This window comes from Bacillus cereus group sp. MYBK108-1 (assembly GCF_051917185.1).
GTDB classification, from domain to species: domain Bacteria; phylum Bacillota; class Bacilli; order Bacillales; family Bacillaceae_G; genus Bacillus_A; species Bacillus_A cereus.
The window spans coordinates 561,429-575,792 of record NZ_JBQAHZ010000001.1 but is presented as its reverse complement, the minus strand read 5'-3'; the positions used below and the strand labels follow the sequence as shown (position 1 = coordinate 575,792).

Sequence of the window (14,364 nt, the reverse complement as noted above, 5' to 3'; positions counted from 1 at the left end):
AATGGAATTTCCATCAAAAAAAGATGTATGGTTACATCCAATTTTTTTTATTGTTGTAGGCGCCTGTTTTGCTCCTATATTTGCAGGGAGAGAATATTTTCTTTTGCTTTTTACAATTCCATTAGCAATGTTGTTTAGTTGGAGTTGATTTTTGGCAAAATATATTGCCGGGAAAGAAACAATTACGATTAGATCGGGTCTCGTTACAAAACGTATATTTATACGAGATATAAAACAAATTTCAAATACGAAAAATCCAATAGCAGCTCATGCATTATCATTTGACCGACTTGAAATTGTTTACGATACACATAAAAACAGAAATTATTTCTCCAAGAAATAAAGAACAATTTATTAACCTTGTAAAAAGTAAAAACTCAAATATTGAAACAAAGTAAAAGAGTGGCTACGAAGCCACTCTTTTACTTTGGGTTTGTCATATAAGGTTGTACGTGAATGACACATAGGTCACGGAATTTGCCTTCAGCAGTTGTGACAATTACGACTGCTTTACCTGCACTTTTTCCAGTAATCGTCACGGTGTCACCTTTTGGATATATGGTGATGATATCAGAATTCATATTTGACCAAATAAGCTCTTTATTCGTTGCTTGTATTGGCAAAGTAGAAGCTGCTAACACAATGTTTTGTCCCGTTTTTATTTTTAATTTATGTTTTTCCATATGAACACCGATGACTGAAATAACAGAAGGAGCAATTGAAATTTTAGGCGGGTTAGGTTGCATGTTTAAACAAGACGCAGAAGTATTTGTGATAGGTGAAAATTTTCGTGTTTGTTGTTGCTGGAAAGCTGCTAACATGTTGGAGTCCCCTTTCTGTATAAGTGCTGATACTCATACTATAAAGGAGTAGTGTTATGTTAAATTTAACGAAACATAAAGAATTTGTTAAATTTGATAAGAAGATTGTCGAACTGTAAAAAATCTCTGCTGTTACGATAACAGCAGAGATTTTTTTATAAATTATGACGATGTTGTTTTTCGAAATCCTCAAATTGCTCTTCAACTTCTTTTGAAGGTTGTGTTAGTAAACTAACAATTACGATGGCTAGTAAACTAATAGCGAAACCTGGAATCATTTCATATAAGAAATCTTTTAAGAATTTGAATTGAGTCCAGATAATAACAGTAGCGGCACCAGAAATCATACCAGCAAGCGCGCCCCATTTCGTCATACGCTTCCAATATAAGCTTAATAAAATAGCAGGTCCGAATGAAGAACCAAAACCAGCCCAAGCGTATCCAACAAGAGCTAAAATCGTATCATTTTGTTTAAACGCTAAAGCGCACCCAACTAATGCAATAACAAGTACAGCCATACGACCGACAAATACAAGTTCTTTATCAGATGCAGAACGTTTGAAGAATGTACGATATAAGTCTTCCGTTACGGCACTAGAAGTAACGAGTAACTGAGATGAGATTGTACTCATAATCGCTGCTAAAATTGCGGCTAATAAAAATCCAGTAATAAGTGGGTGGAATAAAATTTTCCCAAGTTCAAGGAAAATTGTTTCTGGGTTAGATAATGTTAACTCTTGTTGTGAATAGTAAGCAATACCAATAAGACCAGTAAACATAGCTCCGACAACAGAGAAAATCATCCAGCTCATACCAATTCTTCGTGCGCTTTTAAGTTCTTTTACAGAAGCGATTGCCATAAAGCGTACGATAATATGAGGTTGTCCGACATAACCAAGGCCCCATGCGAATAGAGAAATCATTCCTAAAGTAGAGGCACCTTTAAAAATATCTAGACGTGTTGAATCTACAGATCGAATTGTATCAAATGCAGGTCCAAGTCCGTTCGAATTCATAATTGTTACGATAGGAACAAGAATAAGAGCAACTACCATAATGATTCCTTGCACGAAGTCTGTCCAACTTACTGCTAAGAAACCACCAAATAATGTGTAAGCTACAACAACGCCTGCTACAATGAATAATCCAACATGATAGTTCATGCCAAATGAATTTTCAAATAATACAGCGCCTGAAACTAATCCTGAAGCTACATAGAAAGTAAAGAAAATCATAATAACAAGTCCAGATACTAAACGTAGCATATGAGATTTGTCGTGGAAACGGTGTTCCAAAAATTCTGGGATAGTAATAGAGTTATTTGCAATTTCTGAGTAGGTACGTAAGCGAGGAGCGACATAAAGCCAGTTTGCGTATGCGCCTAGTGTTAGGCCGATCGCAATCCAACTACTACTTAATCCAACGCTAAACATTGCACCGGGTAATCCCATTAAAAGCCAACCACTCATATCGGATGCTCCAGCACTTAATGCTGTTACTGCGGGGCCTAGTGTACGCCCGCCAAGCATATAATCTGTTAAGTTGGACGTTCGTTTGTAGGCGAAATAGCCAATTACTAACATCCCGAGCATGTAGATAGAGATCGAAGTTAAAGTTAACATCTGCGTACTCATGTAGTTCCCCTTCCTTTTGTCATGTCTTTTGATGCGTTATGCATATTTATAATCTATCATGATTATTCTGAAAAATCCATATAGAAATATGAATTTTCAGAAATGTAAGCGTTTTTTGATGTCATTTTACTTTTTTAATATATAATATTCATACAAAAAACCTTATTTTTAATAGAGTATTTATTATATTTACATAAAAAGAGGTTGTTTTGTCAATATAATATTGAAAGGAAAGAAAAATAAAATTTTTAAAAAAGTATTGACTTGTGAAAAAAGTCAGGTCTATAATGAGTGCAACTTAAAAAAATGCAAGCGTTGATGAAGAAGAGTACACATGATGAACATGTCAGAGAGCTGATGGTTGGTGCGAATCAGTATGGAATTGATGTGGAATGGGCTTCGGAGCTTCCAAACCGAAACGAAAGAAGTAGGCTTTGGCGACATGATCTCATCGATACAAGAGACACGTATTGTTTTTGATACGGTAAAGTGCGTTACATTTGTAACGAATTAAGGTGGCACCACGGGAGTACCCGTCCTTTCTATAGGATGAGTACTCCCTTTTTGTGTATAAAAAATTAAATAAATGAAATCGTTTAAGTAAGAAGAGTACGTATATTGGAGACGTTACAGAGAGCCGGGAATAGGTGGGAGCCCGGTACGGTGCCATATACGGAATGGGCTTACGAGAGGTATGCTGAACAATTATTTTCAGTAGGCAACCCGGGTTCCGCCGTTACAAGGATAAGGTATAAATTTTGTACCTGAACAAAGCGGGATGCTTTTGCATCCAACACGAGGTGGTACCGCGGTATATTTATCGTCCTCTACATATTTTCGATATGTAGAGGATTTTTTTATTTTTCAGGGCGAGGTGAAGGACATGATGACGAAAGAAGAATTTATAAAACAAAAAAGAGAGAGAAAGACATTTTTAGTAATCACTGAAGAAGAAGGAGATAGCATTACGCCAATTTCTTTATATAGACGTATGAAAGGGAAGCAGAAATTCTTATTAGAAAGTTCACAGCTTCATCAAGATAAAGGGCGTTATTCTTACTTGGGATGTAATCCTTATGGAGAAGTGAAAAGCGTTGGTACGGAAGTGGAACGAACGATTTACGGCCGGGCAGAAAAGTTACAAGGTAATGTACTGCAAGTGTTAGAAGAAGTAATCGCACCATCACAAGTAGACAGTCCATTTCCATTTTGCGGAGGAGCAGTTGGTTATATTGGATATGATGTCATTCGGCAGTATGAAAACATTGGAGCGGATTTACACGACCTATTAAATATTCCGGAAGTACACCTTTTACTATATCGTGAGTTTATCGTTTACGATCATTTACGCCAAAAGTTGTCGTTTGTATATGTATGCAGGCAAGATGATTCAGCAGATTATGAAGAAGTATACGAAAGGCTACGAGTATACAAAGAGGAAGTGCTACAAGGAGAAGAAGCTGAAGTAAATACAATACAATCCCCATTATCATTTACTTCTTCTATAACGGAAAAAGAGTTTTGTGAGATGGTAGAAATGGCGAAAGAATATATAAGAGCGGGAGACATATTCCAAGTTGTACTGTCACAGCGTTTACAAAGTGAATGTATTGGTGATCCATTCGCGTTATATCGAAAACTTCGAATTGCAAATCCATCACCATATATGTTCTATATCGATTTTCAAGATTATGTTGTACTCGGTTCTTCGCCGGAAAGTTTACTATCAGTAAGGGAGGATAAAGTGATGACGAATCCAATTGCTGGTACAAGGCCGAGGGGGAAAACGAAGAGGGAAGATGAGGAAATCGCAAAAGAACTGTTAGGCAATGAGAAAGAGCGAGCAGAGCATATGATGCTTGTAGATCTTGGGCGAAACGATATTGGTAGAGTGAGTGAAATCGGCTCGGTTACGATAGATAAATATATGAAAGTAGAAAAATATTCTCACGTTATGCACATTGTATCCGAAGTTTACGGAACATTGCAAAAACAAATGGGAGGATTTGATGCGTTAGCGTATTGCTTACCAGCAGGGACGGTTTCTGGAGCTCCGAAAATTAGAGCGATGGAAATTATAAATGAACTAGAGAATGAAAAAAGAAATGTATACGCTGGTGCAGTTGGATACGTTAGTTTTTCAGGAAATCTTGATATGGCGCTCGCCATTCGAACGATGGTCGTAAAGGATGAAAAAGCATACGTTCAGGCAGGAGCAGGAGTCGTTTACGATTCAGATCCAGTAGCTGAATATGAAGAAACATTAAATAAAGCGAGAGCGCTTTTGGAGGTAATGAAATGATTGTACTTATCGATAATTACGATTCGTTCACATATAACTTGTATCAACTGTTAGGCGAATATGAAGAAGAAATTGTAGTTGTAAGAAATGATGAAATAACGATAGAACAGTTAGAAGAGGTGAATCCAAGAGGAATTGTACTTTCACCAGGACCAGGAAAACCAGAGGATGCTGGCATTTGTATCGACGTCATCCGTCATTTTTATAAGAACGTTCCCATATTAGGGATTTGTCTTGGCCACCAAGCGATCATAGCTGCATTTGGAGGAGACATTGTTAGAGCAGAATGTATTAAACATGGAAAAACATCGCGTGTGAAACATAACGGAACGTCAATCTTTTCATACGCTACACAGCCGCTAACGGCAATGCGCTATCATTCCCTTGTTGCAGCGCAAACGAGCTTGCCAGAGTGTTTTGACATATTAGCGACAGCGATGGACGATGGAGAAATTATGGCAGTTCGTCACAATTATTATCCGCTATTCGGATTACAGTTTCATCCGGAATCAATCGCGACAGAAGAAGGCGGAAAGTTAATACGTGCCTTTTTAACAGAAGTGAAGGAGGAGGAAAGTGTATGAATAGCTATCTTCGTAAATTAGTGGAGGGGAAACATTTAACAGAAGAGGAAATGTATAGAGCAGGGCTTCTTTTATTAAATGAAAACATATTGGAAAGTGAAATTGCAGCTTTTTTAGTCTTACTGAAAGCGAAAGGTGAAACTGCAGAAGAAATATACGGCCTTGTTCGAGCTCTTCGCGAAAAGGCACTACCATTTTCGAACCATATACAAGGAGCGATGGACAATTGCGGAACGGGTGGTGACGGTGCTCAAACGTTTAATATTAGTACAACATCGGCATTTGTACTGGCAGGAGCTGGCGTAAAGGTTGCAAAACATGGTAATCGTGCTGTTTCTAGTAAAACAGGAAGTGCGGACTTATTAGAAGAATTAGGTGTAAATATTAGCAGTACGCCAAGCGAAATTGATTATTTACTAGAGCATGTGGGCATTGCATTTTTATTTGCACCAGCGATGCATCCAGCACTAACGCGCATTATGAAAATAAGAAAAGAGTTAAACGTGCCGACGATCTTTAATTTAATTGGTCCTTTAACAAATCCGGTAAATTTAGAAACACAATTTGTCGGCATTTATAAACGAGATATGTTACTACCAGTTGCGCAAGTATTACAGAAGCTGGGAAGAAAACAAGCGCTTGTCGTAAACGGAAGTGGATTTTTAGATGAAGCATCATTACAAGGAGAGAATCATGTTGTCATTTTAAAAGATAATGAAATAGTAGAAATGAGTATTGATCCAGAAAAGTATGGTTTTTCAAGAGTGAAAAATGAAGAGATTAGAGGAGGGAATTCAAAAGAAAATGCAAAGATTACGCTTGAAGTATTGAGCGGAGAAAAGAGTGTTTATCGCGATACCGTTTTATTAAATGCAGGTCTAGCTCTTTTCGCAAATGGAAAAACGGAAACGATTGAAGAAGGAATTAAACTCGCGGCACATAGCATTGACTCTGGAAAAGCATTAGCCAAATTAAACTTATTAATTGTAGCAAGCAACGAAAAATTAGAAAGGGTGAACTAAAGTGGGGACGATTTTAGATAAAATTGTAGAACAGAAGAAAAAGGAAGTTGCGGAGTTATATGAAATATATACACCAGTAAAAACAAAAAGAAAGACACAGTCACTTGTAGAAGCGTTACAGCAGTTTACTGTCATTGCAGAAGTAAAGCGAGCATCACCATCAAAAGGAGATATCAATTTACACGTTGACGTACGAAAACAAGTGGGAACATATGAGAAATGTGGTGCAGGAGCAGTATCTGTTTTAACAGATGGTCAATTTTTTAAAGGATCGTTTCACGATTTACAAACAGCAAGAGAAGAAAGTAACATTCCGCTTTTATGTAAAGATTTCATAATCGATAAGATTCAAATTGATAGAGCATATGAAGCTGGCGCAGATATTATTTTATTAATTGTAGCAGCTTTAACGAAAGAGAAATTAAAAGAGCTATATAGCTATGTACGAGAAAAAAGATTAGAAGCAATTGTTGAAGTTCATGATGAAGAGGAATTAGAAATTGCAATCGAATTAAATCCGCACGTTATCGGTATTAACAACCGTAATTTAAAAACATTCGAAGTCGATTTAGGCCAAACAGAAAAGCTTGGAAAACGATTAAATGAGGAGAAATTACTTTGGATTAGCGAAAGCGGGATTCATTCAAAAGAGGATATTATTCGTGTTAAAAAAGCAGGAGCCAAAGGTGTATTAGTTGGAGAGGCGCTTATGACATCATCTTCTATTAGTAGTTTTTTTGAAGATTGTAAGGTGAATATATGAAAGTGAAAATTTGCGGCATCACTGATGTGGAAACAGCGAAAAGTGCGTGCGAATACGGAGCAGATGCACTCGGATTTGTTTTTGCAGAAAGTAAACGGAAAATCACTCCAAGGAGAGCGGAAGAAATCATTCAGGAGCTTCCAGCCAACGTGTTAAAAATCGGTGTTTTCGTAAATGAATCAGTAGAAGTGATCCAGAAAATTGCAGATGAGTGCGGGTTAACACATGTACAACTACATGGGGATGAAGACAATCATCAAATTAGAAGATTGAATATTCCGTCTATAAAATCGCTAGGAGTAACTTCAGAGAGTGATATGAAAAACGCTCAAAGGTATGAAACGGATTATATATTATTTGATAGCCCGAAAGAAAAGTTTCATGGAGGAAATGGAAAGACATTTTCATGGGAACTACTTGGGCATATGCCAAAAGAATTGCGAAAGAAAACGATATTAGCTGGTGGATTAAACGCTCTTAATATAGAAGAAGCAATTCGAACTGTTCGGCCATACATGGTCGATGTGAGCAGCGGAGTAGAGACAGAAGGAAAGAAAGATGTAGAGAAAATAAAACAATTTATTATAAAAGCGAAGGAGTGTTCCAAATGAACTACGCATATCCAGATGAAAAAGGACATTACGGTATATACGGAGGACGATATGTTCCAGAAACGTTAATGCAATCTGTACTAGAACTAGAAGAAGCATATAAAGAAGCGATGCAAGATGAAGCATTTCAAAAGGAATTAAATCATTATTTAAAAACGTACGTCGGAAGAGAAACACCGCTATATTATGCTGAAAATATGACGAAGTATTGCGGTGGTGCAAAGATTTATTTAAAACGTGAAGATTTGAACCATACAGGAGCTCATAAAATTAACAATACAATCGGTCAGGCACTACTTGCAGTGCGAATGGGCAAGGAAAAAGTTGTCGCTGAAACAGGAGCTGGACAACACGGAGTTGCAACAGCTACTGTATGTGCTCTTCTCGGATTAGAATGCGTCATTTTTATGGGAGAAGAAGATGTAAGACGTCAAAAATTAAATGTGTTCCGAATGGAATTACTCGGAGCGAAAGTAGAAAGTGTAGCGGCAGGTAGCGGTACATTAAAAGATGCGGTAAACGAGGCGCTTCGTTACTGGGTTTCACATGTGCATGATACGCACTACATTATGGGATCTGTTCTCGGACCACATCCATTCCCGCAAATTGTCCGTGATTTCCAAAGTGTAATTGGAAATGAAACGAAAAAACAATATGAGGCGTTAGAAGGAAAGTTACCAGAAGCAGTCGTTGCTTGTATTGGCGGTGGTAGTAATGCGATGGGGATGTTTTATCCGTTCGTACACGATGAAGAAGTTGCTCTTTACGGCGTAGAAGCAGCTGGAAAAGGCGTTCATACAGAAAAGCATGCAGCAACTTTAACGAAAGGAAGCGTTGGCGTTCTCCACGGATCAATGATGTATCTTCTGCAAAACGAAGAAGGACAAATTCAAGAAGCACACTCTATTTCAGCAGGACTTGATTATCCAGGTGTTGGTCCAGAACATAGCTTGCTAAAAGATATTGGCCGCGTTTCCTATCATTCGATAACAGACGAAGAAGCATTAGAAGCATTTCAATTATTAACGAAAAAAGAAGGCATTATCCCGGCGTTAGAAAGCTCGCATGCTGTCGCATACGCATTAAAATTAGCGCCGCAAATGAAGAAAGATGAAGGGCTTGTCATTTGTTTATCTGGCCGCGGTGATAAAGATGTAGAGAGTATAAAACGTTATATGGAAGAGGTGTAAAAAATGGGAGTAGAAAAAATTAAAGCAGCGTTTGAAAATGGCAAGAAAGCATTTATTCCGTACGTAATGGGCGGAGATGGTGGCCTTGAAAAATTAAAAGAAAGAATTCGTTTTCTTGATGAAGCAGGAGCAAGCATCGTTGAAATTGGTATTCCGTTTTCAGATCCAGTTGCAGATGGCCCAACGATTCAAAGAGCAGGGAAACGAGCGCTAGATAGCGGCGTAACATTAAAAGGCATTTTTCAAGCGTTAGCAGAGGTAAGGAAAGAAGTACAAATGCCTTTTGTTCTTATGACATATTTAAATCCGGTACTTGCATTCGGAAAAGAGAGATTCATTGAGAACTGTATAGAAGCAGGTGTAGACGGCATCATCGTTCCAGACTTACCGTATGAAGAACAAAATATTATTGCGCCGTTACTTCGAGAGGTAAACATTGCGCTCATCCCACTGGTTACCGTAACGAGTCCTATTGAAAGAATTGAAAAAATTACGAGTGAATCAGAAGGGTTCGTTTATGCTGTTACAGTAGCGGGCGTAACGGGAGTACGTCAAAACTTTAAAGAGGAGATTCATAGTTACTTAGAAAAAGTAAAATCACACGTCAACTTACCAGTAGTCGCTGGATTCGGCATCTCAACAAAAGAACATGTAGAAGAAATGGTTACAATATGCGACGGAGTTGTCGTTGGAAGTAAGGTCATTGAGCTTTTAGAAAATGAAAAGCGAGAAGAAATATGTGAATTAATATATGCAACAAAACAAAAAGAAGAGGCGTAGTCTCTTCTTTTTGTTTTGTGTAATAAATGTTAAAATATACAGAAAATACATATAATTCAGAGGGGGAGAAGGCATGCTAAGACGTAAATTACTATATCTATTTTTAACTGTACCGTTATACGCTTGGCTCATTAGCATGACGAAAATAGAGTTAATGGCTCTATTTTTAGGGTATGTATTCATCTTTTCCAACTTAAATCGCATTCAAGAACAGTCTATTTTAGAAATATGTCTATTTTCGATTAGTATAGAATTATTTAGTATCGTTTCGATTGTATTATTAAACGAACTATTTCTACGGATTCATTCATTTACATTAATGAAATTTTGGAATATTATATTGCAAGCAATATGTACTTACATTGTGTTTGTTGTGTTGAAAGAAATAGTCGGAAAGCAGACAGTTTTTCAGGATAATAGAAAATGGGAGTGAATGAAAAGGAGCCGTTTGGTTCCTTTTTTGAATCTGTTTTAAAAACAATTGAAAATTATAGCATCTGTTATATAATAGTTAAAAATTGTATTTTAAACGAAATGAGATGATAACATGGCCATATTGTTGGCACTTATCCCAATTATGATGATTTTCATTTGTTTATTTTTATTTAAACAAACGTCATTAAGGTCTTCGTTAATTTCTTATGCTGTATGTGTTGGAATCGTTTTACTCTCGCCAACGTTTCAATTAGGGATAAGTGAAACTGTACACGCAACGATTAAAGGATGGTTAATTTGTTTTATTGTCGGGTACGTTTTATTTTTCGGTATTTTTTTATTTCACCTCATGAACAAAATGGGGTACATCGATCAAGTAGCACGTTTTCTAGAAGAAGTTACTCAGGATCGCTTATTACAAATGCTGCTTATGTGTTTTGGCATTTGCCCGCTTATTGAATCAGTAAGTGGATTCGGTATCGGCTTCATGGTTGCAGCCCCTATTTTTCTTTCACTAGGATATAAACCATTTCAAGCTGTACTACTCTCATTCATCGGCTTACTAGCTAGTTCATGGGGCGCAATGGCAACTGGTACGATTATCGGTTCGCAGCTAATAAATATGCCTCTTACAACACTTGGCACAAATACAGCGCTATTAAGTATTCCGATGTTTGCTTACTTCGTTATTCTTTCTTTACACGTTGTTGGCGGCTGGCAAGCGGTTATAGAAAAGTGGAAAGAAGGAGTAGGATTCTTTCTATTATTTTCTCTCGGAATCTATCTTTCTAATGCATACGTAAGTGTTGAACTAGCCGGGATATTAAGTTCTATCGTTACGATTACCTTTGGCTTTCTTATCATTAAATTAAAAGGAAAAAGTGGGCAAAATCTTATAACAGAGCATGCGGCTGCAACGGAGAGAGAAGTATCCATTATAAAAATTATTAGCCCTTATATATTTCTAACAGTTTGTATTTTACTTTCTCGCCTCGTTCCAGCATTACATGATTTGTTCAGATCATATGCGGTTCTTGATTTGAAATCATACTCTTACAAACTAGAGTTACTATATTCACCAGGATTTTGGCTCGGTATGACTTGCTTATTTACTATTATTTTCTTCCGCATCCCGTCTAATATTATTAAACAATCACTCTCACAAACGATCAAACAATGGATTCCTTTTGCGATTACGACGACAATGTTTATCGCCATTTCAGAACTAATGGGTGCATCAGGCATGCATTCATTACTCGCAAAGACAGCTGGTGATACATTTGGAACATTTTTCGTTTTCGTTGCGCCGTTTATTGGCGCTATTGGTGGATTTTTAACAGGTAGTAACGCAGGATCAAATGCAATGTTTATAAAACTACAAATGCAAACCGCACAAAACGTAGCACTCCCGTGGCAATATGTCACAACACTTCAAAACACCGCATCATCAGTAGCGACAATCGCTTGTCCATCACGGATTACACTAGGTGCTTACTTATGTAATATCCCTTACCGTGAAAATGAACTATTAAAGAAGACGACGTTAATGATTTTTGGTGCGGTTTTGCTTGTAGTGGTAGAGGTTATTGTTTGGTATATGTTGAGAAATTAAAAATCCTCCTAATATAGGAGGATTTTTTTTATGAGTGGATAATGATTTAAATATGAATAGCTTCTACTAGATGAATAGGAGATGAAATGTATGACCCTAAAAAACTACGGTGTGTTAAAAGGTACAGTTATACAATCAGAGATTGGAAAAGGGAAAACACCTCATTATCAAGTTCATTTACAGGGCGAGACAGGAGTAGATTATCGTATTGCAATTAACGTAAAGTCACAAAGTTATCCATCAGAAGTTTTATATTTTGCGAGTAACAATATTAAGTCAGAGGCGATTCATATTTTACCGACATTACCATTCGGTTTTACAGAAATAAAAAACAATGAACCGAAAGTAGCTTTAGATTATATAAGAGGAAATCTATTTGACTCAAATCAAATGATTCCTTTACCTCCTGAAAAAGCAGGAGCAGATAATGATTTAAATGAAAAAATAGAACGTTATATAAAACGAGCGATAGAAGAAAAAGCAATTATTTACGCATTTGGTGAAAGATGGGGACCAGAAGAAAATACACCAGATTCCTATTTTCATTTCAAACCAGGAAACGGTATACATGATATTCATATGAATCAAGGGAATGTAGAAAAATGGCAAGGTGATGATGGCATATGGCAAGACGGAGGAATACTCATTCACTTTGAAAAGGAAGAAGAATGGATTGGTATCTTTCTGGCATTCCAATCACAGTCATGGTGTACCGATGAAGAAGGGCATGCTCGTGTGCCTGTTGAGCATTGTGATTATAAGGGGAATATAAAATAAGAAGAGGGAGTTCAAAAAGAACGCCCTCTTCTTATTTTATAAAACGAAAAACTAACAAGTGTAGAAATACAAGAGAAAAGCAGTGCTACACTAGAAAACGCAATGAGATACATATTATATTTCATAACCTGTCCAATTAGCTGGTTACTGTCGTATTGGAACAGTCCCGCTATGATGTTGAATAAAAATAAAACGATAAACATGACGATAACTCCGTCTATTGATCCTTTAATGTCTGGTTTACTTAAAGCGATATGTGCGGAAATGCAAATGGCGATAAATAAAAATAACCAAAAGGAAGGATTCAATAAATTACCGATTGTAAATAAGCTTTTCAATAATACAAACGTCGACAAGAGCATGTTTTGGATCATTTCTATATTAATAGAAGTAGAAGCAATCGTTTTTTCGAGAGTTGTATTAAATAAAAAATATGATTCTGGTACGAAATAGCGCATTAAAAGGATTAGTGCAGTAATACCAGAAATAATAGGCCCAATGCCGATGAAGAAATTCCCAATTCGTTGATACACACTTTTTTGATTGTATTGATGTTGTACGTAACCTAAAGCCCCTTGACTTGTATCTGTTGGGAAGAACTGAGTCGCCACAATTTTATGACGGAACAGTACGCACATAATGGCATGTCCAAGTTCATGAATCGGAACACCGATCCAAGCCGTTAATAGGAATCCTTTTCTTCCAAAAGCTCTCGACCAATACATCCGTGTGAGAGATTCTAAATAGCCTAATAGAAATCCAATTACAATGATAACGCCAATTAAAGATAATAATTGGATTACGCTTGTAAGGAGTATTTGAAAAATTGAGTTTACCAATTCCATTGCCAGTCATCCAATCTGTTAAAAATATTATTTATTCTGTTTCATAATAGCATTTTTTTTCAAGATTACTAGCACATATATTTTCTTTCGGAAGAAGGATTTCAGAATCTTTTTCTTGTAGTCATGTTTTATGTCCAAAGTCATATATTGAACTTGTAACACCCTATAAGGTATATGCTTAAGGAGGGATAAGAGAATGAAATGTCCGTCATGTCATACAGAAAATGCAGCGGAGGCAAAGTTTTGCGGGAATTGTGGACATTCGTTAACGGAAGAAGTAGTGGCAAGTAGTGGCCAAGAAGAAGGGCCGGAACAAGTACGTGCGGCACAAGCAAAGGAAGCTCGGCCAAATGAAACGGTAGAGCAAGCGAAGCGGTTCGCGAGCGGCTATTTTCAATTTTTTAAACATGCATTACAAGCACCGACAGCGATTATGAAAAGCGGCGCTATTGAAGTGCGAAATGGAATTGTAAGTCTTGTTCTTATTTGTTTTTTAGGAGCATGTATTTTTTATAGAATGATGAGTGCAGCATCAGCAGTTACGAGAACATTTGCACCAGATATATCTACTCCCACGTTTTTTGGAGAATCTATAACGGTCTTTTTCTTTTTATTAATTTTAACTTTATTTGTCGGATTTATTATTTTTGTAAGTGGTAAGATGATGAAATCGTCTTTTTCGTTTCTTGAAGTATTTGGTATATGGGGAACGATAGCGACGCCGACTATTGTCATATTAGTCCTTTCTTTTCTTTTTAGTTTCTTATTAATCTTTTTCTTACCTATATTATTATCCGTAGCTGCAACTTATATAGGGATTAGTATAACTGTAGCCGTATTAAAGCTAGACAATGGCGGATTAGATCTCGTTTACACACTTATTATTGCAAATGTTTTAATTGGAATTGCAACGTTCATTGTACTTTGGTCTTACATTAGTACGATAATTCAAGCCTTAACAAAGGGAATAACTGGCTTCTAATGAAAA

Annotated in this window: 14 protein-coding genes, 1 pseudogene and 2 other annotated features; of the genes and pseudogenes, 12 read left to right on the top strand and 3 right to left on the bottom strand. The window is 36.8% G+C overall.

Features of this window, described 5'->3' with window-relative positions:
- Nucleotide 1: 1 nt before the first annotated feature.
- Nucleotides 2-398, top strand: a pseudogene (locus ACTFSL_RS02990) (PH domain-containing protein).
- 24 nt (nucleotides 399-422) lie between these two features.
- On the opposite strand, the gene ACTFSL_RS02985 reads toward ACTFSL_RS02990, so the two are convergent.
- Together ACTFSL_RS02985 and putP are read right to left on the bottom strand one after the other, a co-directional pair.
- Nucleotides 423-821, bottom strand: coding sequence for an Ig-like domain-containing protein (locus tag ACTFSL_RS02985; protein WP_000878731.1), 399 nt, complete (start codon nucleotides 819-821; stop codon nucleotides 423-425).
- A gap of 155 nt (nucleotides 822-976) precedes the next feature.
- Nucleotides 977-2,455: a sodium/proline symporter PutP gene (gene putP, locus ACTFSL_RS02980; RefSeq protein WP_440041145.1), complete on the bottom strand. Its 1,479-nt coding sequence runs from the start codon at nucleotides 2,453-2,455 to the stop codon at nucleotides 977-979.
- A gap of 306 nt (nucleotides 2,456-2,761) precedes the next feature.
- Nucleotides 2,762-2,999: a binding site (T-box leader), on the top strand.
- A gap of 42 nt (nucleotides 3,000-3,041) precedes the next feature.
- Nucleotides 3,042-3,286, top strand: a binding site (T-box leader).
- A gap of 52 nt (nucleotides 3,287-3,338) precedes the next feature.
- Between putP and trpE the strand changes: the two genes are divergently transcribed.
- From trpE to ACTFSL_RS02930, 10 genes are all read left to right on the top strand, one after another.
- Nucleotides 3,339-4,757, top strand: coding sequence for an anthranilate synthase component I (gene trpE, locus ACTFSL_RS02975; RefSeq protein WP_071740061.1), 1,419 nt, complete (start codon nucleotides 3,339-3,341; stop codon nucleotides 4,755-4,757).
- Nucleotides 4,754-5,341 carry an aminodeoxychorismate/anthranilate synthase component II gene (locus ACTFSL_RS02970; protein WP_440041144.1) on the top strand — a complete coding sequence of 196 codons (588 nt, stop codon included), beginning with the start codon at nucleotides 4,754-4,756 and terminating at the stop codon, nucleotides 5,339-5,341. The genes trpE and ACTFSL_RS02970 overlap by 4 nt, the downstream gene beginning before the upstream one ends.
- Entirely contained in the window at nucleotides 5,338-6,363 is a 1,026-nt protein-coding gene (gene trpD, locus ACTFSL_RS02965; RefSeq protein WP_001089853.1) for an anthranilate phosphoribosyltransferase, read from the top strand. The genes ACTFSL_RS02970 and trpD overlap by 4 nt, the downstream gene beginning before the upstream one ends.
- 1 nt (nucleotide 6,364) lies before the next feature.
- Nucleotides 6,365-7,126, top strand: coding sequence for an indole-3-glycerol phosphate synthase TrpC (gene trpC, locus ACTFSL_RS02960; RefSeq protein WP_440041141.1), 762 nt, complete (start codon nucleotides 6,365-6,367; stop codon nucleotides 7,124-7,126).
- Nucleotides 7,123-7,737 (top strand): phosphoribosylanthranilate isomerase, encoded by a 615-nt coding sequence (locus ACTFSL_RS02955; RefSeq protein ID WP_440041140.1) that lies wholly within the window; start codon nucleotides 7,123-7,125, stop codon nucleotides 7,735-7,737. The genes trpC and ACTFSL_RS02955 overlap by 4 nt, the downstream gene beginning before the upstream one ends.
- Nucleotides 7,734-8,927 (top strand): tryptophan synthase subunit beta, encoded by a 1,194-nt coding sequence (gene trpB, locus ACTFSL_RS02950; protein WP_440041138.1) that lies wholly within the window; start codon nucleotides 7,734-7,736, stop codon nucleotides 8,925-8,927. Before ACTFSL_RS02955 ends, trpB begins: the two co-directional genes overlap by 4 nt.
- Before the next feature lie 3 nt (nucleotides 8,928-8,930).
- Nucleotides 8,931-9,707, top strand: a complete 777-nt coding sequence (trpA, locus tag ACTFSL_RS02945) for a tryptophan synthase subunit alpha (RefSeq protein WP_000537825.1) — start codon at nucleotides 8,931-8,933, stop codon at nucleotides 9,705-9,707.
- 73 nt (nucleotides 9,708-9,780) lie between these two features.
- Complete coding sequence (locus ACTFSL_RS02940) at nucleotides 9,781-10,140, top strand: DUF4029 domain-containing protein (RefSeq protein WP_000946131.1); 360 nt, start codon at nucleotides 9,781-9,783, stop codon at nucleotides 10,138-10,140.
- A 114-nt stretch (nucleotides 10,141-10,254) separates the two neighbouring features.
- Nucleotides 10,255-11,754 (top strand): L-lactate permease, encoded by a 1,500-nt coding sequence (locus tag ACTFSL_RS02935; RefSeq protein WP_327946537.1) that lies wholly within the window; start codon nucleotides 10,255-10,257, stop codon nucleotides 11,752-11,754.
- Between the two features lie 90 nt (nucleotides 11,755-11,844).
- On the top strand, nucleotides 11,845-12,531 hold the full coding sequence (locus ACTFSL_RS02930; protein ID WP_000172949.1) for a DUF2278 family protein: 687 nt from the start codon (nucleotides 11,845-11,847) through the stop codon (nucleotides 12,529-12,531).
- An 11-nt stretch (nucleotides 12,532-12,542) separates the two neighbouring features.
- On the opposite strand, the gene ACTFSL_RS02925 is transcribed toward ACTFSL_RS02930, so the two are convergent.
- On the bottom strand, nucleotides 12,543-13,376 hold the full coding sequence (locus ACTFSL_RS02925; protein ID WP_033695718.1) for a hypothetical protein: 834 nt from the start codon (nucleotides 13,374-13,376) through the stop codon (nucleotides 12,543-12,545).
- Between the two features lie 196 nt (nucleotides 13,377-13,572).
- Between ACTFSL_RS02925 and ACTFSL_RS02920 the strand changes: the two genes are divergently transcribed.
- Complete coding sequence (locus tag ACTFSL_RS02920) at nucleotides 13,573-14,358, top strand: zinc ribbon domain-containing protein (RefSeq protein WP_000650098.1); 786 nt, start codon at nucleotides 13,573-13,575, stop codon at nucleotides 14,356-14,358.
- Nucleotides 14,359-14,364: the final 6 nt, after the last annotated feature.